This is a genomic window from Acinetobacter sp. Tol 5, assembly GCF_019702905.1.
Taxonomy (GTDB): Bacteria; Pseudomonadota; Gammaproteobacteria; order Pseudomonadales; family Moraxellaceae; genus Acinetobacter; species Acinetobacter bereziniae.
In genome coordinates this window covers 3295188-3315394 of sequence record NZ_AP024708.1, presented here as the reverse complement: position 1 = coordinate 3315394, position 20207 = coordinate 3295188, and the positions used below count along the sequence as shown (strand labels likewise).

Annotated in this window: 20 protein-coding genes, 1 other RNA gene and 1 pseudogene; 14 read left to right on the top strand and 8 right to left on the bottom strand. The window is 37.5% G+C overall.

Features of this window, described 5'->3' with window-relative positions:
• The first annotated feature begins 11 nt into the window (after positions 1–11).
• From TOL5_RS15500 to TOL5_RS15490, 3 genes and pseudogenes are all read left to right on the top strand, one after another.
• Positions 12–560, top strand: coding sequence for a sigma-70 family RNA polymerase sigma factor (locus TOL5_RS15500; protein ID WP_004828713.1), 549 nt, complete (start codon positions 12–14; stop codon positions 558–560).
• Positions 550–1533, top strand: coding sequence for a FecR family protein (locus tag TOL5_RS15495; protein WP_151781133.1), 984 nt, complete (start codon positions 550–552; stop codon positions 1531–1533). The genes TOL5_RS15500 and TOL5_RS15495 overlap by 11 nt, the downstream gene beginning before the upstream one ends.
• A 141-nt stretch (positions 1534–1674) precedes the next feature.
• Positions 1675–4260, top strand: a pseudogene (locus TOL5_RS15490) (TonB-dependent hemoglobin/transferrin/lactoferrin family receptor).
• Positions 4261–4881: 621 nt separating this feature from the next.
• On the opposite strand, the gene TOL5_RS15485 reads toward TOL5_RS15490, so the two are convergent.
• On the bottom strand, positions 4882–5313 hold the full coding sequence (locus TOL5_RS15485) for a GNAT family N-acetyltransferase (RefSeq protein WP_228129442.1): 432 nt from the start codon (positions 5311–5313) through the stop codon (positions 4882–4884).
• A 195-nt stretch (positions 5314–5508) separates the two neighbouring features.
• On the opposite strand from TOL5_RS15485, the gene TOL5_RS15480 reads away from it, so the two are divergent.
• Both TOL5_RS15480 and TOL5_RS15475 read left to right on the top strand, forming a co-directional pair.
• Entirely contained in the window at positions 5509–5715 is a 207-nt protein-coding gene (locus TOL5_RS15480; RefSeq protein ID WP_151781079.1) for a hypothetical protein, read from the top strand.
• Positions 5716–5808: 93 nt separating this feature from the next.
• Positions 5809–6225, top strand: a complete 417-nt coding sequence (locus TOL5_RS15475) for a GFA family protein (protein ID WP_151781078.1) — start codon at positions 5809–5811, stop codon at positions 6223–6225.
• Between the two features lie 269 nt (positions 6226–6494).
• On the opposite strand, the gene ssrS is transcribed toward TOL5_RS15475, so the two are convergent.
• The 3 genes from ssrS to TOL5_RS15460 all read right to left on the bottom strand — a co-directional run bounded on the left by ssrS (position 6495) and on the right by TOL5_RS15460 (position 7615).
• A non-coding RNA gene (ssrS, locus tag TOL5_RS15470) (6S RNA) lies at positions 6495–6676 on the bottom strand.
• A 100-nt stretch (positions 6677–6776) separates the two neighbouring features.
• Positions 6777–7061: a cell division protein ZapA gene (locus tag TOL5_RS15465; RefSeq protein ID WP_004831740.1), complete on the bottom strand. Its 285-nt coding sequence runs from the start codon at positions 7059–7061 to the stop codon at positions 6777–6779.
• 2 nt (positions 7062–7063) lie between these two features.
• Positions 7064–7615: a hypothetical protein gene (locus TOL5_RS15460; protein WP_004831739.1), complete on the bottom strand. Its 552-nt coding sequence runs from the start codon at positions 7613–7615 to the stop codon at positions 7064–7066.
• A 64-nt stretch (positions 7616–7679) separates the two neighbouring features.
• Here TOL5_RS15460 and TOL5_RS15455 point away from each other — a divergent pair, with 64 nt between their 5' ends.
• The 5 genes from TOL5_RS15455 (at position 7680) to TOL5_RS15435 (ending at position 13102) form a co-directional block, all read left to right on the top strand.
• Positions 7680–8312 (top strand): UPF0149 family protein, encoded by a 633-nt coding sequence (locus TOL5_RS15455; RefSeq protein WP_004831738.1) that lies wholly within the window; start codon positions 7680–7682, stop codon positions 8310–8312.
• A gap of 306 nt (positions 8313–8618) precedes the next feature.
• The gene (gene pepP, locus TOL5_RS15450) at positions 8619–9941 is read left to right on the top strand and encodes a Xaa-Pro aminopeptidase (RefSeq protein ID WP_151781077.1); all 1323 of its coding nucleotides are present in this window, start codon (positions 8619–8621) and stop codon (positions 9939–9941) included.
• A gap of 287 nt (positions 9942–10228) precedes the next feature.
• Positions 10229–11440 carry a 2-octaprenyl-6-methoxyphenyl hydroxylase gene (gene ubiH, locus TOL5_RS15445; RefSeq protein WP_151781076.1) on the top strand — a complete coding sequence of 404 codons (1212 nt, stop codon included), beginning with the start codon at positions 10229–10231 and terminating at the stop codon, positions 11438–11440.
• Complete coding sequence (locus tag TOL5_RS15440; protein WP_151781075.1) at positions 11437–12678, top strand: FAD-dependent monooxygenase; 1242 nt, start codon at positions 11437–11439, stop codon at positions 12676–12678. The genes ubiH and TOL5_RS15440 overlap by 4 nt, the downstream gene beginning before the upstream one ends.
• A gap of 172 nt (positions 12679–12850) precedes the next feature.
• Positions 12851–13102: a hypothetical protein gene (locus TOL5_RS15435; protein ID WP_042085725.1), complete on the top strand. Its 252-nt coding sequence runs from the start codon at positions 12851–12853 to the stop codon at positions 13100–13102.
• Positions 13103–13175: 73 nt separating this feature from the next.
• Here TOL5_RS15435 and lptA read toward each other — a convergent pair whose 3' ends face one another.
• Both lptA and rsmI read right to left on the bottom strand, forming a co-directional pair.
• Positions 13176–13691 carry a lipopolysaccharide transport periplasmic protein LptA gene (lptA, locus tag TOL5_RS15430; protein ID WP_151781074.1) on the bottom strand — a complete coding sequence of 172 codons (516 nt, stop codon included), beginning with the start codon at positions 13689–13691 and terminating at the stop codon, positions 13176–13178.
• Positions 13692–13816: 125 nt separating this feature from the next.
• A complete protein-coding gene (gene rsmI / locus TOL5_RS15425) occupies positions 13817–14659 on the bottom strand; it encodes a 16S rRNA (cytidine(1402)-2'-O)-methyltransferase (RefSeq protein WP_004831728.1) in 843 nt (280 codons plus the stop codon).
• Between the two features lie 10 nt (positions 14660–14669).
• Here rsmI and TOL5_RS15420 point away from each other — a divergent pair, with 10 nt between their 5' ends.
• From TOL5_RS15420 to TOL5_RS15405, 4 genes are all read left to right on the top strand, one after another.
• Positions 14670–15620, top strand: a complete 951-nt coding sequence (locus TOL5_RS15420; RefSeq protein WP_035301412.1) for a penicillin-binding protein activator — start codon at positions 14670–14672, stop codon at positions 15618–15620.
• Between the two features lie 11 nt (positions 15621–15631).
• Complete coding sequence (locus tag TOL5_RS15415; RefSeq protein ID WP_046761254.1) at positions 15632–16048, top strand: YraN family protein; 417 nt, start codon at positions 15632–15634, stop codon at positions 16046–16048.
• A 107-nt stretch (positions 16049–16155) separates the two neighbouring features.
• On the top strand, positions 16156–16860 hold the full coding sequence (locus tag TOL5_RS15410) for a BON domain-containing protein (RefSeq protein WP_004831722.1): 705 nt from the start codon (positions 16156–16158) through the stop codon (positions 16858–16860).
• The gene (locus tag TOL5_RS15405) at positions 16844–17746 is read left to right on the top strand and encodes an alpha/beta hydrolase (RefSeq protein WP_046761255.1); all 903 of its coding nucleotides are present in this window, start codon (positions 16844–16846) and stop codon (positions 17744–17746) included. The genes TOL5_RS15410 and TOL5_RS15405 overlap by 17 nt, the downstream gene beginning before the upstream one ends.
• A 36-nt stretch (positions 17747–17782) precedes the next feature.
• Here TOL5_RS15405 and nudC read toward each other — a convergent pair whose 3' ends face one another.
• Complete coding sequence (gene nudC, locus TOL5_RS15400) at positions 17783–18541, bottom strand: NAD(+) diphosphatase (protein WP_005030446.1); 759 nt, start codon at positions 18539–18541, stop codon at positions 17783–17785.
• Positions 18541–20184 (bottom strand): chemotaxis protein, encoded by a 1644-nt coding sequence (locus TOL5_RS15395; RefSeq protein ID WP_221260493.1) that lies wholly within the window; start codon positions 20182–20184, stop codon positions 18541–18543. The genes nudC and TOL5_RS15395 overlap by 1 nt, the downstream gene beginning before the upstream one ends.
• Positions 20185–20207 lie beyond the last annotated feature (23 nt).

Here is a 20207-nt window from a genome sequence, read left to right as displayed (position 1 = left end):
CACTACATTTTATGATTCAGACTCCCACAACTCAATCACGTCAGCAGTTACTGCAAGAAATGTATCTGGATCATCATGATTGGCTTCGTCAGTGGCTAAGCTTAAGGATCAAGTATCCATTTAGCGCAGCTGATTTGGTTCAAGATACTTTTGTAAAACTGTTGCAAACCAAACAGCTATTTTCCATTCAAGAACCTCGAGCCTATTTGGTCAATGTGGCTAAACATTTGCTTATTGATAAGCACCGTCGTTATATCTTAGAGCAAAATTATTTAGAGACCCTAAAGCAACACGTAGATGAACAAGAAAGCTTGCTGTCATCCAATCAAATCGAAGAAGCAGTGTTAATTTTAGACTTTTTGACGGTTGCGCTACAAAATACCACCTCACTGATGCGTAAGGCTTTTATCATGTATTACTTTGAAGGTTATAGTCAAAGTGAGGTTGCCTTAGAGATTGGTCGGTCATTGCGTAGTACGCAATTGTATTTAGCTGAATGTCTACAACTATGTTACGAAGCGAAAAATAATCTGCTTGAGCTGGAGCAAGATGAACGCTAAACAGTTGCGTAAAGATATGGCGCTGTGGATTGTTCGCTTAAATGCGGATGATCAAGAGGAGCGCCGTCAGGCTCAGATTGAATTTGATCTTTGGCGCAATCAATATCCTGAATATCAGGATCAATTAGATGAAATGCTGAGTTTTTCTGAAACGATGCAACAGCTTTCGATGACACATGGTATTTCCAGTCAGAATGTTCATCACTCTATGCAAATCAGTCAGCAGAGTAAAACGGAAATCCAGAAATTATTTACCAAAGTTTTTGTACTTTGTTTAAGTATAGGAAGCGCAACCTATTTTGCTTATCACTCAACAATATTCTCTTACTATACGGCTGATTTAAAAACAGATACAGGTGAAATGCAGTCATTCACTTTGGAGGATGGCTCAAAAGTATCTTTGGGGGCACGATCTGCAATTAAATTGGATTTCAAAGCAGATAAACGCCAAATTGACTTAGTTCAGGGTGACATTTATATCGATGTTGCCAAAGATCCAAATAGACCACTGATTATCCATACGCCACAAGCAGATTATAAGGCATTAGGAACTCGCTTTATTGTGAATCAATATCCAAAGCGCAGTGTATTGAATATGCTGCATTCTAAAGTCGAAGCGACGGCTTTGCAGGCAGCTCCTTTGTCTAAAGTGGTTCAGCAAGGTGAAAATATTACAGCGGATTCACAAGGTTTAAGCCAGATAACTAAAATAGATACTGCATCAACAGAATTCGTTTGGCAGAAACAGCAAATCTTGGCAAATGATTTACCACTGTCAGATTTACTCAGCCGTTTAGGGCGCTATCATCACCAATATTTATTATTTAACCAAGCAACTTTAGCGCAATACAAAGTGAGCGGTGTGATTAATACTCAACAAGATTTGGAACAGACGCTTGCACTCTTGGCAACACAGTATCCTTTAAAAATCAAAAAAATAGGGCAACATGTGATTGTAATAAGTGCAGAGTGATAAAACGTTTAAACAGTATGCTCTAAAAAAATGACCATTCATTGCGGTTTTTTTGGGTGGTCTTCGTCATATAAGTTAGAACACATATTTTTTTAACTGAATGAAGTGAATGATTATCATTTGACTTTAGGTGGCTTCAAAATGTCCCAGTCTTTATATCGAAATGCCATAAAACCGCTCGCATTGACCGCTGCCATAGCCTTGTCTATGGGAGTCGTCAGTACACAAATTTACGCAGAAACTGCTGTGCCCACGACTTTCTATCAAGTGCAGCGTGGTTCACTCACCCAAGCTTTAAACAGTTTGGCGCAACAAGCCAATGTCTCATTATTACTTGATTCCAACAAAACCAATCGTTATCAGGTTAAAAGTATCAAAGGTAAATATACCTTAGACCAGATATTTACAATGCTGGTTCAAAATACACCCTTTCAAATCCAAAAAACCTCAGCTGGCTATGTATTAACGGAAAAGTCCAGTGTTGAAAGTGCCCCTGTAATGAACCATGAAAAAGTGAGTTTAGACAAAAATCTGCCTTCAAATCAGAATGGGCAAAATCAAATTTATCAAATGACGCCGATTGTGGTAGAAGCCGTTCAAAAAGATACAATTAAGTTTGGACAAAGTGTTTTAAACCAAAAAGCAATTGATCGTTATCAGGCCAATAATGTGGCACAACTCTTAGATAACATGCCAAGTGTTGGGTCTGCTGGATCTCCTCGCCCCGGTGGTCAAACGATCAATATTCTGGGTATGGGTGGGGTAGCAGATGTTCCGATTACTTTAGATGATTCTGTAAAAAGTTTTGATAAATATCGTCAGGGATCGGTATTTATAGAACCTGAAATTTTAAAGAAAATCACTGTAGATAAAGGTCCGCATAATGTTGAAGTTGGAAATGGTGGTTTTGGTGGGAAGGTTACTTTAGAAACCAAAGATGCGACAGATTTGTTAGATAAAGATAAAAATGTAGGGGCATTTTTAAAGTATTCTCGATATTCAAATAATCGCCAAAATACCTACACAGGTGCGGTATATGGTAAAGCTGATAATGGCGTAGTAGATGGTCTGTTTTATTATACCAATCGGGACAGTGGTAATGTTAAACGTCCAGATGGCAGTACATTTTTATACTCTGCCCAAGAGCAAGAGACCTACTTAGCAAAACTTAATTTTTATCCTGCGGATGGACATAAAATCTCTCTCAATGCTATGCGCAGCGGACATGAGGGTTGGGAGCCATTTGCTGCCATGCGTGATCAGGATGCTGTGCCTACATAGGCAGATATTGCAAAATATGGCTATGATGAAGCATGGAAACGACGCTTGGTTTATCGTGATCAGGAAGATACCAGTTATTCAGCAAATTATGAGTTTAATCCAGCAGACAATCCATATTTGAATCTCAAAGGGGTTGTTTCATATTCAAAAACCTATCAGCATGACCAAAGACTACCAAGCGTAAATGGTTCAGCAGCACTTTTAGGCAATGAAAGTTGGGTAACCTATACCAATACAGCATTCAAACTCAGTAATATCAGTGATATAGAAACTAAATATGGTACTCATAAGTTAAAAGTCGGTACGCAATATCAAAAGATGGAACAAAATTCCCTGATTTTTGATAAAACCAATGTGACCAAGCCTGATTATAATTTTGGCTATTATGAACCCAATTATATGCCAGCAGGCGATCAGCAAATGTTGAGCGCATTTGTTGAAGATCAATATCAGTTCAATAATATCATTATCACACCATCGTTACGTTACGATCATATTGAAAACACAGGAAAACCCAATCGAGCATCACGCTATAATGATCCTAGCGCAGGACATGATTACTCAAGTAAAACCTATACAGGTTGGTCACCTCGTTTGGCAATGTCTTGGAAGCAAACAGACTACATGACATGGTTTGCCAATGTGAGTAAGACATGGCGTGCTCCTCGTGTTGATGAGCAGTATTATGTGCAATCAGCGGCAACCACTGTTCCATCGACCAGTCGTTATCTGCTTCCTGAAAAAATGCTGGCGATACGTATCGGTAATGAAATGAATTTTGATGATTTGTTCAGTACAGATGATCATCTGCAAGTACGATTGACCTATCATCGTAATCGTGGTGCTGACGAAATATTTAGAAACCGTTCAACCTTTTGCCAAGCCCAAGCAGAAAATAATGCAAGTACAGGTGAGGGCAGTGTTAAAGACTGCAATGGTAATTACAATCATGGTTTCTATCGAAACGTTACCGATTACACCATTAAAGCCTATGAAGCTGAAGTTTTCTACAATCAACCGACTTGGTTTGCTGGTTTAACTTATTCATATATTCGTGGGCAACGTGATAATTCACCTGTGAATCCATGGTTTGACCAAAAAACATGGATGGTTGATATCCCACCTAAAAAAGCCACAGCAACTTTAGGGGTAAATGTGCCTGAGCATCACTTAACCATGGGATGGAGAGGAATTTTTGTTGCGGCTCAAGACAGAAGTTTATCTGATAATGATAAATCAATTGCTGCATCTTCTTTTTCTTTACCTAAAACCAAAGGCTACTCGCTTCATGGCGTATATGCAGATTGGCAACCTGTGGGTGAGAAAGGACCAACACTTAATTTCTCTATAGATAATTTGTTTAATCGAGACTATAAAATGTATTTAGGTGAATATATGACGGGTACAGGGCGCGATTATAAGTTCAGTATTTCTCAAAAATTCTAAAGTTGAAGTCTGGATGTTGAACACTTAGTATCTCTCATGAGTAGCCCATAGGGTTTCATTGAAAATGGGCTACTTATATCTTGTTGGATCTAAACGTATTGAAAAGATGATGTGTTTTGGGTTACTGATAAGCTATTGGAATTACAAGCGATTGAAATAACAAAACTTTATTTTTACACGTAAACCAAGTATTAATCATCATTTTTTTAAATTACATTTTGGTTACTTAATGATCGTAAAAATTTACCAATGGGTAAAAAATAAACTTGAATTTTAAAGTTTTCTTTGCCATATTCAAATCATAGTGCTGAAGGTTGTGCTTCAACTATATACGCAGTTTTTATCGCCCACTTTACTCCATCAAGTGGGTATTTTTTTATTTGTCATTGATATTGTTTGAAATTAATTTTCTTATTACAAACATTAAAAAGTGGTAAATAATCACAATTTGATTCTAACAATTAGCCCAAGAACTAAATGACCAATTTTTACTTTATGATTTGATATATAAATGTAGTCTTCATTGATTAAATCATATCGAGCTATCGTTCCATCTTTCAATCTGAAAGCAGTAGTGATGGATTGCCCTAAAAGTTAGAAATGCGACTGCTTAAAACTAACTTATTGGGGGATTGGAATAAAAAATACTAATTCTGGATCATCCTCATCAAGATTTTCAATTTGACCACTTTCTATAAATCCAGAAGTGCGTAACAAACGTTGCATTGGCAAATTAGAACGATTGGTGGTGGTGAAAAGTTTTGGATGTAGGCATTTTGACTTCAAGCCATTCAGTAAGGCAAGTCCGATGCCATTACGTCGATAATGCTCTCCAACCATTAACATTTCAATAAAGCCACATCCAAAGAAATGGTAATTTAAAACACCATAACCCATGATTTCGCCATCCTTTTCGGCAAGAAAACATGTACTTTGAGCACACCAAGCGTGAATTTGTAATACCCGTTGTGCCTCATGTAAGGCAACACTATCAATCGCTATTAAATATTTGAGATCGGCTTCACTGGCGAGGCGAATTAACATTATATCCATCTACTCTTGTCATTCGGATAAATACTATAGCAATATTTCAGATGATTAGATTTGTCTATGCAGTATCAATATTCAAGAAATGTGTGAGTTTACTGGTTGCCCTTTTTGTGATTTTATAAAGATAAAATCAATGATTAAAAAAGACTTTTAATGACCTGTAGGGGCATGAGCCAAAATTCCTGTAAGAGACTATAAATGAGCACCTTAGAAACTATTTATTCAGATTTATACGAGATTGCCATGAAACTGGATAGTATTCCTAAAAGAATACAAGAAGTCCCTGATTTAGATCATAGAGAAAATATTTTATTTATAGCAAAGGCTTTAAGTCATATTTTTGAATTGCAGAATAATATTTACATGGTAAGACCAGATTTGAAGAAAAACCATAAAGAAAATTAATATTGATTCTTTATCTAATATTAGTGAAATATTTTGCTTTTTCTCAGTGTTATTGCTTATTTTAGATATAATAAACATGACTTTAATAACTGAATGAATATGACTTTAAATGCGCAATGCCACTGTGGGGCAGTGAAATTCACCGTAGAGTTGTCAGATAATTTTGAGACAATACGACGTTGTAATTGTTCATTTTGTCGTATGAGGGGAGCTGTAGCCGTGTCTGCTCCACTTTCAGGAATAAATGTTTATGAGGGTCATAATGAATTAACAGAGTATAGATTTAACACAAAACAAGCAGCACATTATTTTTGTTCAGTTTGTGGAATTTATACTTTTCATCAACGTCGCTCCAATCCTAAGCAGTTTGGAGTGAATGTTTCCTGTATCGTTGGAGTCTCACCGTTTGATTTTGAAAAAGTTCCAGTTATGGATGGTATCCAGCACCCGAAAGATGGGGGTGGTGGTGTAACAGGCTATCTTTGCTATGAAGCGCTAAATCATAAATAGACACAATCAAGCTTTAGCAAAATATCAAGTTTTTCAAGTCAAAATATGAAGTTGATCTGTGTTGTGTTTGAATGAACGTATTTATGAAGTATCAGGTCTTAAATTGAGAACCTAATGTGATGTTGAGTTATAAGTGTAAGGATTATGCGGATCATACAATTGAAATGACCATATAAATCAAAACATGAAAATTTTAAGAGGATACAGTATAAAGAGAATCGTCAGAGAACTAGAATGAATTTTAAACATTAAATTTTTATAATAAAAATAAGTACTCCGGTGATGCCGCTGCATGGTCGTTACCCTGAACCCGATGAGTTCAAGGTGGACGTGACGTACACTTACTGGGTTTCCCACTCGCGGTGGGCATACACTCAAAATATACAGAACACATCCATAAGTTTAAGTATCGGCAGGGGAATAGACGTACTGGCGAACACCCCAGAGTTGTATTAAGTATACATAATCTGACGTTTGTGGCAAATCATCAAAGGTCACAAATTATAAATATAGATAAAAAAATGAAATCAACTGCACGAAAAAAAAGCGGTTTAGCCCGCTTTTTCAACATCTTCGAGCATAGCTTCTAATAAACGTTCACATTGTGCGTATTCTTGTAACGTTTTATTCATGCTCAAAACTTCTTGCATTAACTCTAACGCCACCATAATCACCAACTTATTATGTTCAACGTTGGGTGCTTTGCGACGGAACTCTTGAAACTTATCATTTAATAGCTGACCAGCACGTTCTAACTCATGCCTTTTTTCTGTAGTCGTACCTAGACGGAAAGTCTGTTCGATTAAACGCAATTCTACGGTAACATGTTCAGACATAATTATACTTCCTCATTAGATTCTGAAGGATGAGCAAGTTGTTGAATCTCTTGCGCATGATGATCTTGTTCAGTCCCTAAAATAGAAAGACGTTGAATAATCGCTTCAACTTTGGTCTTTGCATGTTCATTTTTTTGGATTAAACGTTCACGCTCATCTTGCAGGTTTTTAATGTCCTGCAAATGATGGCGCTGTTCATTTGCCATTTTCTCTTTAACCACGCGTAATTCATTGCGTTCGGCTAAAATTTCCTGAAAACGATTTTTTAAATCTGTACAGCTTTTTTCTAAACGGCTATAGCGTTCAGCTAAAGATGAGGCATCAGTGTTGAGCTGTTGAAATTGATTTTGCAACTGAGCAAGCTGTTCAGTGAGCGAATCAATTTCATCTTGTTTTTGGGTAATAATACTGTTTTTATGGCTGATTTGAGCGTGAGCTTGCTCTTCACTGTTATCTTTTTCTTTTAACAGCGATGCATTTTCTTTCTCAACAGTCTCGATTCGTGTTTTTAAAACACCAATATGCGTTTGTAGACGCTGTAATTGTTCTAACATAACGGGTCGCACAGATTTGCAATCAAAGGTAATATATACAGAAGTATAGAGATTGGATAAGCGAATGCAAGACGATATTTCAGGTTGGTCAGATTGGAACCAAAATTTTAAAGGGATTGAGGAAATTTCAAGCCCGAGTGAGTTACATGGCTTATTAACAGGTATAGTTTGTGTTACCGAAGTACCAACCCGAGATGAATGGTTACAAATTTTATCGACGTTGGATGTACCAAAATTAGACGATGAAGCATTGGCTGTACTCTCAGATGAAACCGAAGATGTGTCACATGCGCTTGCTGAAGATGATTTAGACTATCTTCCGATGCTTCCAGATGATGAACATACTTTATCGGAGCGTGTTCAAGCTTTGGCTGACTGGTGTGCTGGTGTAGTTTTAGGTTTTGGTTTGGCTTCAGGTCACATTCGTTCAGACGAACAAGAGTTAATTGAAAGTTTACAAGATGTGGCATCTGTTGAGTTTGATGAATCAGATGATGATGAAGAGGGTGAAGCAAGCTATGAAGAGTTATACGAGTTTGTTCGCTTGATTCCAGTATCCCTATCTGTAGGGCGCAAAAAAGTACCAGTTTCAGAAAGCCCTTTGTTGCAAAATTTCCATAGCAAAATGAAGCAAGCTATAGACTCATCTGAAAGTAACAATGTGGTCGAAATGTTTACACCACACCGTCCAAGTTAAATTTTTTGTTCAAGATGAAGCACTGCTAAGTTTTAATGAAATGGTTGATTGTATAAATCTCTAAAATTTAGAGACCACAATCAGCCATTTTTTTCATGATATGCGGATATATTTTGATCACCAAACCAAGTCATTTTAAGGATATTGATAAGGATCGATCAATCAATCTCATAGAATACTGCTGATTTTGTTTTTAAAATAAATGGATAAATATTGTTGTATTCGTATTTACATCTTACCCCATCAAACTGTAATTTAAACATTCACCAATTGATTTAATGAACTGAAAGACAAGCTGAATAGAGAATGAAATTAAGTCAAGCAGATTTTCAGGAACGTCGTGACCGCCTCGCTGAACAAATGGGTCCCAATAGTATTGCAATTATCGCCACTAGTCCGGAAGTCATGCGAAATAGAGATGCTGACTATAAATTTCGCGCAGACAGTAGTTTCTTTTATCTTACAGGTTTTGCCGAACCTCAAGCAGTAGCAGTGTTCGAAACAGATGAAACTGGTGAAACGTATATTTATAGTCTATTTTGCCGTGAGCGAAACCGTGAAATGGAAATTTGGAATGGTTATCGAGCAGGAATTGATGGAGCAATTGATGACTATGAAGCAGATGAAGCATATGCCATAGATCTGCTTGATGAAGAGATTATTGCCAAAATCCTCAATAAAGAAAAACTATTCTATCGGATTGGTCAACGAGCAGAGTTCGATGCCAAAATAACGCATTGGATTTCCAAAGCACAAGAATCCAGTCGTGGTTTCGGCGTGCCAACACAGCTTATGCAACTTGATCAGATTTTAGATGAAATGCGTTTGCATAAATCAGCTGAAGAAATTGAATTGATGCAAATCGCAGCAAATATTAGTGCGGATGCGCATACTCGTGCCATGCAAACAGTTCGTCCCGAAATGATGGAATATGCTTTAGAAGCTGAATTGAATTATATTTTCGGTCAGCATGGTTGTGTCCCTGCCTATAACAGCATTGTCGGTGGTGGTAAAAATGGCTGTATTTTACATTATGTAGAAAATAATCAGTCGCTAAAAAACGGTGATCTGGTGTTGATTGACGCGGCGTGTGAATATGAATGTTATGCTTCAGATATCACACGGACTTTTCCCGTGAATGGCAAATTTAGCCCTGAACAAAAAGCCTTGTATCAAATTATTTTAGATGCACAAATTGCAGCGATAGAAGCGATTCAAATTGGAAACTCCTATAAAGAACCGCATACGGTAGCAGTACGAATTCTGGTTGAAGGTTTGGTTGAACTTGGAATTATGCAAGGTGATGTTGATCAAATTATCGAATCTGAAAGTTATCGTCAGTTCTATATGCATGGAACTGGGCATTGGCTAGGTATGGATGTACATGATGTTGGTGCTTATAAAGATGACAATGGTCAATGGCGAACCTATGAGCAAGGCATGGTGGTTACAGTAGAGCCAGGTCTATATATTGCGCCAGATGATGAAACTGTTGAGGAAAAATGGCGTGGCATTGGTATCCGAATTGAAGACGATGTCGTGGCAACCGAACACGGTCCTTTGGTGTTGACCAAGAATGTTGTGAAAACGATTGAGGATATTGAAGCCTTGATGGCATTCCACAACTGAATATGTTAATTATTGATGTTCGACTGAGCCATTGCATTGAAATGGCTTCAACAAGCGCAATGTTTTGACATTATTGCGCTTTTTTCTAAATTTAAAACTCTTACAACGTCATTGTTAGCTCTTGATTAGATGTGATGTGTCTTTTTTAAAATAACGTATTGATTCAGTACAAATGATAGCAACAATTTCCTATTTCAATATAAAAATAATCGCGCTTGATGTAAGATAAAATTCATCAAGATCATAAGTATTCAGTAAGCTGAATCACGTATAGAAAGGATCAAAGCATGCAACAAGAAGTCATCATCGTTGGCGGTGGAATGGTTGGGCTGAGTTTGGCTCTCATGTTGGCGAAAGCGAATATTGCGGTAAAGCTCTTAGAAGCGGTGAAATACCCAAATTATGATGACAACAATGCTGTAGCTTATCATTCAAGTTTTGATGCTCGAAATACAGCACTTTCACGTCGTACTGTACAAATTTATCAAAAGCTCGGCTTGTGGAATGCTTTACAAGAGCATGCAACCCCAATTCTTGAAGTTCATATCACAGAGCAAGGCAGTTTCGGTAAAGCCCGTTTAAAAGCAGATCAAGAAAAAGTCGAAAGCTTTGGGCAAGTGATTGAAAATGCATGGCTTGGACGGGTACTTCTTACTCAGGTAAGACAACAACCTCTTATAGAGTTGATTGATGGTGTGCAAGTAAACTCTTTAAAACAAGACAATGACTTTGTTTATATAGAAGCAAGTCGTGGTGAAGAATATAGTCATTCAATCAAAGCTAAATTGGTGATTGCAGCAGATGGTCGAGACTCTTTTTGCCGTCAAGCCTTAGGCGTCGGTGTGGATGTACATGATTATGATCAAGTTGCAATTGTCACCACTGTACAAACGTCTAAACCGCATCAGCAAGTGGGTTTTGAACGCTTTAGCCACTTAGGTCCATTAGCATTATTACCTTTGCCTGGTGAATGCCGCCGTTCAGTTGTTTGGCCGGTAAAAAAAGGAACAGAGGGTGAGTGGCTAGGGGAAGAGAATGATCAACATTTTCTGGATGCCTTACAGCAAACCTATGGAGATCGTGCAGGTAAATTCCAAAAGACAGGCAAACGTTTTAGTTTCCCATTGTCACAAGTACTGGCAGATAAACAGACGGTTGGACGTGTGATCTTAATGGGAAATGCGGCACATACGATTCACCCTGTGGCAGGGCAAGGATTTAATCTATGCATGCGTGATGCTGATGTATTGCTACGTTATATCACAGCACAAATGGCTAAGTCTGAAGATATAGGTGAGCCTGAGATGTTAAAGGCATACGAACAGGCTCGCTTAACAGATCAACAACGGGTCATCAAATTTTGTGATTCGGTTGTACGAGGCTTTAGTAATCAGAATCCAGTTTTAAAATTATTACGTAATACAGGGTTGGTTGCATTTGATGTCATCCCTGGAATAAAACCCTTGGTTGCCAATTACGCAATGGGGTTAAAAGCATGATAGAACAAAATGTTTTAGATGTTATTGTTATTGGTGGCGGTCTGGTAGGCGGTTTAACCGCATTACTTTTGGCGCAAGGCGGTGTTCAAGCAACAGTATTAGACGCAGCACCCATTTTAGACGAGCAAAAAGTTTTAGCCCAAGCGAATCCACGAGTTTTGGCACTCAGTCAAGCAACCATTCATTTACTTAAAACTGTGAATGTTTGGGATAAAATTGCCCGAAAGATGCCTTATACAGGGATGCAAGTCTGGAATAAAAATGGTTATGGAGAAATTAATTTTGGTCAAGAATCCATAAATTTTCCGACGGATGAACATAGTTTAGGTTCAATGGTTGAACCCAGCTTATTAAATCTCGCCATTCAACAACAAATGCTGGAACAATTAAACGACTATCGTACCGAGGTGAAAGTCGTTCGTGTTGAACAAGGCGTTGGTTGTTGGATAATCCATCTTGCAGATGGCAGTCAGTTAAAGACAAAATTAGTCATTGGGGCAGATGGGGCAAACTCATTTGTGCGTGAGCAGGCTTTTATTGATTACGATATTCTTGATTATCAGCAAGCAGGTTTGACTTGTGCGATTCGTACCACACAACCGCACCGTTATGTGGCTCGTCAAATTTTCCATTCAACTGGTCCTTTGGCATTTTTACCGATGGCGAGTTTGAATCCTCAACAAGCTGAGCATTGGATTTCAATTGTCTGGACACTGCCTGATGATTATGCAGATGAATATGCCAGTTTGAATGATGTAGATTTTTGCCAGTTGCTCACCCGTGAAAGTCATCATATGTTGGGTGAAATAATTGAAGCAACACCACGTGCAGAATTTCCACTCAAAGCACGCGCAGCGCAGCGTTATGTCAAGGACGGGTTGGCATTGATTGGTGATGCAGCACATGTGATTCATCCTTTGGCTGGGCAAGGAGTGAATATAGGTTGTTTGGATGCGGCAGTGCTTTGTGATGTCTTATTGCAAGATAAAAAGCGTGGTGTATGGGCACACCAACAGACCTTAAAACGTTATGAACACACACGTAAAGGGCAAAATGATGCCATGATGCATAGCATGTCGATGATTGGTTTTTTGGAAACTGCTGAATTCTTTCCTATGATCTGGGCGCGTAATTTTGGACTGAAACAAGTGGAAAATACTCCGCTTTTAAAAGATCAATTTTTAACAAAAGCCAGTGGATTAGAAACGTTAAAAAGCACGCAATATGCCATTTCATGAGTTGACTGATACTTTTTAAACAATCATTTAAACAATATTACGAATTTGATGAAAAAAAACACGATTTTATGTATCTAGAGACTAGTCGAATTCGCAAGAGATTGGTACATTTCTCTGTAAAACATCACCATTTTTTGGATGGTAAATTGACGTCGTTGATGGGGAGTTCAAGATGACAGATACAAATGATTATGATGATAATTCAGAAGATCATGCAGTTGACGATGATGAAGCTAAAGCAGCGGAAAAAGGTGCTGCGGTAAGTGAATCAACGGTGTCTGATACAGATTTGGCTGAAGCAGAAACACTCACGGTGACCGCGAAAAAAAGACAACGTGAAGCATTAGAAGATGAAGTCGCTGCATTTTTAGCGCGTGGTGGGAAAATTACTGAAGTTCCCCCTGATGAATCTGCAAGAGATTGATTTTAAAAGCACCGTCAGGTGCTTTTTTAATGTCTTTAAAATTTGATTAGGGGCGATTGATTTGATTCAACGTTTAAGGTTGCATGATGATTTCGACACGTTGTTGTTCATTCCCAATTGCTTCAAAGTCATTACTGATTAAATCATAAGTAATTTTTGAACTTTTAATTTGTTGTCCAACATCACTTCTAATCATCGCATTACCTTCTAGAGTGATTATTGATTTTTTCGCATCGAAAATCATTTTATTTGCAGAAGCCTGAATGTTTTCTTTCGTTTTATAGATTCTCTTATTTAGTTTTAGAGGGGTGCCAAAAGCGATGATAGACACAAGTTGTTTATTTTTATCTTGATTGAGCTGTATTTCATTTCCTGTGATCTGCATACTTCCTTGTTTGGCGCTAAAGTTCCCTTTGTAATAGCCAGAGGAGTTATGGATATTAAATTGAGCAAAATCACCTGACAGTTGAAGTGGTTTATTAAAATCCGGATCTTGTGCAGCAAATAAAGATGATGTCATCAGCCATGACAATAAAAAGAGTCGTGGTTTTGATATTTTAAAAATTTGAATCTTTGGTTTATTGATCATAAGTTAAAATTTCTGATAAATAAAAAATAAATGTTCAATCATATTCTTACATACATTGAGGAACAGCCACTAAACATCCTATTCCTCAATGATGATCATTCTACTTTTGTTGTTATATCACGTGATTATTGATTGGTGAGTTCTAACGCTCGTTGGTAAGCAATTTTCTTTTTGATGCCCATCAAATCAGCTGCGAGTTGCGATGCAGCTTTAACAGATAAGTCCTGTAATAATCGTGTGAGTAGTTGATCTAACTTATCTTGTTCAACATCTTGATCTTTGGCATCAGGTAGACCACCGATGACTAAAACGATCTCACCTTTTTGTTGGTGGTGATCATTTTCAATAAAACTCACCAATTCACCTAGCGTCATTTTTTTAATAGTTTCAAAGGTCTTGGTGATCTCGCGAGCGAAACCGACGGGGCGTTGTTCACCAAAAACCTGAGCCATATCTTTGACACTATCTAAAATACGGTGGGGTGCTTCATAGATAATCATGGTTTGCGTTTCATATTTTAATTTTTCTAGTTGTATTAAGCGCTGAGATTGTTTTGAAGATAGAAAGCCTTCAAAACTAAAACGGTCACTAGGCAAGCCAACAGCACACAAAGCTGCAATTGCAGCGCAAGCGCCCGGTACAGGAATGACACGGATTCCATTGTCTTGTGCAGCACGAACCAATTTAAATCCAGGATCACTAATGAGTGGGGTTCCAGCATCACTGACCAGTGCAATATCTTGACCTTGCTTTAATTTTTCGATAAGTATATCAATTTTGTTACTTTCATTATGATCATGACACGCTGTAAGTGGAGTTGAGATATTATAATGTTTTAATAATTGAGCGGATTGGCGGGTATCTTCTGCCGCAATAATAGAAACCGACTTTAAAACTTCAATAGAACGGAAAGTCATATCATCTAAGTGCCCAATTGGGGTCGCTACGACAAATAATTGAGCACTCATAAAGGTCTCCATGAAAAATAAGATAGTGTTGAACAGTATTAAAAGACTGGTATGTTTGGGAATAATTGGATTTACAATCCAAGTTCACGCAGAAATTCTTGTTATCTTACCTGAAACAGGTCCCATGTCGCGAGCAGGTTTAAGTATCAAACAAGGAATATTGAATGCATCTCATGCATCCAAGAACCAAATTCCATTAAAATTTGTCGATTCTGATCAAAAACCCATCAAAACCATATTGAAGCAAAATGTGAATAAAAAGACCAAAATGATAATTGGTCCTTTGGCACGTCCAGATGTAGAAGCATTGATTAATTTAAAACCAAAAGTTCCAGTGCTTGCTTTGAATGAGGTGTATCCGACCCATAAAAATGTTTGGCAATATAGTCTGTCTAAAAATGACGATGCTTTAGCACTTCTGGATTATATTCAGCATGATAAAGTGAGCAAACTCTATGTTGTTCGTGAAAAGGGCACTGAGGCAGAATCAATCAGCTTTTTAAATGCACTTTTCGCAAATTATGCAGGAGAAGTTGACCCAGTAGATGCGATGCCAAATACGACCAAAGCAAGTGAAGGTATTTTATTGCTTGGGTCAAATCAATGGTTGGCAAATTTAAAGAAGTTAAAGAAAAAGAATATTTATACTCAAGCGATCGCCGTGAATGAAAGTAAAACATTACCGAAAGGCATGAAGTTCTGTGATGTGCCTGCTTTGTATATCAAAGAATGGGAAGATGTGGTGAAAGCCTATAAGGATCAACCAACGTCATTACCTTATCAACGTTTATATGCGTTTGGTGGTGATGCTTGGTACATTGCTGAACAATTTGTGTTAGATCCCAATGTCAAAAGTCTAACCTTTAATGGGCGGACAGGAAAAATTAAAATTGAAGGTAATCGCGTTGAGCGCATTCCACAATGTTTTGAGCGCTCTAAAAATAACTTAGTGCCCTTATAGTTGAATGATCGATGGCTAAAAATAATTTAGGGGAATGGGCAGAGCATGAGGCAGTAAAAATACTGCGGCAGTCTGGCTACACGATTGTCAAATTGAACTATTTTTCTCGCTTTGGCGAAATCGATATTATTGCTGAGGCACAGCAAGAATTAGTTTTTATTGAAGTGAAAGCCAGAACGTCAAGCTATAGGGGATATGCCTTTGAAGCTGTGAATTTGATTAAGCAACAAAAAATGATCAAAACGGCGTTTAGGTTTTTACAAGAATATCCGCAATATGAACAGTATTATAGTCGTTTTGATGTAATTGGGTTTGATTTACATCATAAAATTGCAAAAAACGTACAGCAAGACTTAAGTAAAATCTCTTATGATCAGTCTTGGATTGAAAATGCATTTACTTTGGATGCAGACTTGATTAATCTGTGATGAAGAATTGCCTCACAGTTTTTTATCAAAAAAAAGATATGTTCCAACATCTTAATGAGTAATCAGGATGTTGTGTTGTCAGTTAAAATCATTAGGAGTCTTGCTGAGTGTTAAAGCGTATTGTCATCACCATGATGTGTGTAGCAAGTTTGTCTGGTTGCGCTAGTTTTATCTCAGGTGGTACTGGTTCTTCACCAGTGGGAACAGAAAGCGGTGTCCGATCTTTAGGGCAGGTTTTTATTGATTCTTCTATTGAGCGTACTGCGAAAATTAATCTATATAAGCTGGATGCTCGATTTAAACAATCTCGTGTAAATATTAATAGTTTCCATAGTAATGTTTTACTGACTGGACAAGTGCCTGATGCACATTTAAAGCAGCTTGCCGAAGACAATTTACGTGCAATGAGTGACGTAAAAGCGGTACATAATTATTTAACTGTTGGCAATCAAATCGGCTATAGCACGATTATGCAAGACGCTTCTGTCACCGTAAATACGCGTGGCTTAATCATGAAAGCGCCTGTCGTTTCTGATAACAAAGTTTTGGTTCATACTGAAGATGGCGTACTGTATGTTTTGGGTCGTTTAAATAATGCTGAAATCGCAGATTTAAATGATGTTCTACAAAAGGTTGGAAATGTGACTAAAATTGTGACCTTGATTGACAATGTTGAGCAAGCAAATAATTCAGTTCAAACTTCATCGTTTACGGCACCTGTGGTAAACAATGCACAACAGCCAGATGTGCAAACCCCTGTTGCAATTGATCCAGATGCTTCAGGGCAAAACAATAATGTTATCCAACAATAGATTAGAATTGCTAAAAAATAAACTTGATAAGCAATTTCAACAGCTTAAAGTCAAGTTTAAAGCACATTATCAAGATTTTCGTTTATATGATTTAGGCAGCATAACGATCAATGGACTAACCCCTAAAAAGGGGTATTCCATAAAATCAAACATTGCTTATGGTTTAAAAGCTCGACAACGTTTAGATCTATATCTTTCCCATCAAACACAAAACAAAGCTTTAATTGTTTTTGTACATGGTGGTGCTTGGAATCATGGTGATAAAAGTGCCTATAAATTTGTAGGTGAAGCATTTAGTCGCTATGGCTATAACGTTGCGATTATGAATTATCATTTAGCACCTGAACATAAGTTTCCAAGCTATGTTGATGATTTAGCCGTTGCTTTGAATTATCTTGAACAACAGCAAACACGTTTAGGGATTACTACAGATAAAATTGCACTCATGGGGCATTCAGCTGGGGCATTTAATATTGCCTCATTGCTTTATCATCCCAAAAGTTATGCTTTGGCGCTAAAACCAAACATCAAAGCCATGATTGGAATTGCGGGACCTTATCATTTTGATTATAAAGGTGATGCTTTGGCTGAAGATGCATTTGATCAGGCGATTCCATATCAACAAGTGATGCCTTATTACTTTGTTGCCAAGAATGATGTAAAGCATTATTTATTTCTGGCTGAAAATGATCAAATCGTAAAGCCTCAGAACTCATTTGATTTCAAACAACAATTACATGAACAAGGTAATCATTGTGAAATCTTGACGATTCCTAAAACGGGACATATCTCGATTATGGGAAGTGTTTCGAGTTTATTCAGTCGTTTCTTTATGACACGATCGGAAATTATAAAAGTACTCGATGATGCAATGAACAAAGCCTAGCAATCGCTAGGCTTTTTATTAAGGATACGGATCAAATTAATCTTGGTGCATCGGTGTATTGTGAATCACATGTTCAATCATGGCATGTGCAATACTGCCTGTGAACGGCGTTTCAGGCAATTGATCAAATTTGAAAAATTGCGCATCACTGATCTCTTCTTCTTGCAATACGATTTCACCCGCCTCATATTCGGCTTTAAAGGCGAGCATCAAATTGCTTGGAAAAGGCCACGGTTGACTCGATAAATATTGTACATTCTTTACTTTTAAACCGACTTCTTCCAAAGTTTCACGTTTTACCGCTTCTTCAAGGGTTTCACCGACTTCAACAAAACCTGCAATCAGACCATACATATTAGTTTTATTCTTGGCATTTTTAGCCAATAAAATTTCATTGTCGCCGCGTGTGATCACCGTAATAATACATGGCTGTACGCGAGGGTATTGGTGATAACGACAGGCAGGGCAAACCATTGCATATTCAATCGGATGAACTTCTGTTTCATGTCCACAGTGACTACAAAATTTATGATTTCGACGCCATTCAAGTAGTTGCACTGCTCGACTGGCTTGTTCAAATTCAGATTTTGTCCATTGTGAGATGAGCTGTCGAATTGGAATCAGTTGATAACCTTGTGGAATTTCATCTTCGATAAAAAGATCTCGGGCAATGATTTGATCACCCGAGTTAAAACTGATATCACTTGCCAATTTCTCTACTTTCGGAAGTTGTAAGTTTTCATCTACTAAAAGTTGTTGGTGATGAAAGATATAAGCAACTGATAATTCTGACATTAGGCTACCGATTTTAAATTTTGACTACTTGCTAATGCTACATCAAACATCGTTTGCAAAACAGGTTGTTTGTTCTGTAGATTTTCAATCATCATATCTGCACTGGCTAACACATCCAGAAGTTTATTGATCTGTTGTTGGTTAAATATCTGTTCTTTGTTGAGTCCAGACTGAATAAATTCAGCAGACTGTGCCAATGCCTTTTGACCATCTTTGGCTGCAAGGAACAATAAAGCTCCTCCAATTTCATATAATTGAGAAGGTAGTAGTTCTAGACTTGTAGACTGCGGATCTTGTAAATATTGAACCAGTGTTTGTGAACTTAAATCGACCATTGCCTTAGTTTCAGTCAGTAAAGCGGTGTGAGCTTCATCAAGACGGTCTAAAGAAATATGTAGATTATTGACCTTTAATTGCAAGCGATTAGAAGTGTAATTGCGTTCAAGAATTCCAATAGAGTTCATCGCAGATAGAATACTATTCATCAATTGCTGTGCATAGTTTTCATCTCTCAGCATGTTTTCTTGAGACAACAGATCAGCTTGCTGTTTTAGTTCGCTATAGGCTTCATTTAAGTTAAGTACTTTAAATACATGTGCAAGGTCTGTGAGTTTACTCTTTAATTCTTGAGTTTTTTCATCACTCATATTTTGATAATTAAACTCGATATCATTACGGATTTGCGACATTTCATCTGTAATGAGCTGGCTGACACTATGAATCGTATCGAAATCTGGTCCGTACAAATGACGACTAAAAATCTGTAATTGAGTATCCGTTAAAATATCTTCGCCTACATTGATTTGCTCACGAATGTGTTGAGAAATTTCATCTTCCTGACTAATACAAATACTCAATACATTTGCAGTATCGGTTAAGGATGGAATAAATCCTGCAAGGTCTTTAAAGAATGATGAAATGTTGGTTTCGATGCTAATTAATGTTCTTAAACGTGTATCGTTGAGGATAATATTTTCAATCTGATTTAAAGCCACAGCAATCAGCGCCCAATATTGAGCACTCGGTTGTCCTTGAGCGATATTGGCTAAATAATTGCCAACCAGTTTTATCCCTTGCAGATCTAAATCTGTCTCTTGTTGATTTAAGAGTTTATGCAGACACAGCTTATAAAGCTTATGTACATGCACTGAATGTTCCAAGTCTGGAGTTTGTAAGAGATTAAAATTAGGCGTCACACAATCCAGTAGTGGCACAATAGCTTGACCTTCTGGCGTGAGTTCTAAACCTAAAGAAAGTTCCAAGCGGTTTAGTGTATCATGCAAAAATTGTGGCACTTTGACTTCACGTAGACAACTAAACTCGATGTAACGTTTGAGCATGGTTGTACCTTCGCTCAATGCAATCACATCTTGAGTATTGATTTCACGTGGGTTTTGCATGATTTTACGCATGACTTGTGCTGAAAGTTCGGCAATTTTGGAAACTTGAGGCATGTCAATCAGCATCAGTACATGACTACATTGTTCCAGTTGTAGCAATGCATCATCAATACCAAAGGGTAAAGTTTGATCTTCAACTAAGCTGCTGACAGCAGATTCAACTTGTAAAATTGAATTATCGACTTCTTTTTTAATAATCAGTAATGCCGTCGGATCAAAATGTATAGAGGTTTGGTAAGACATTGATCTGCACCTTTCCTGGGTAT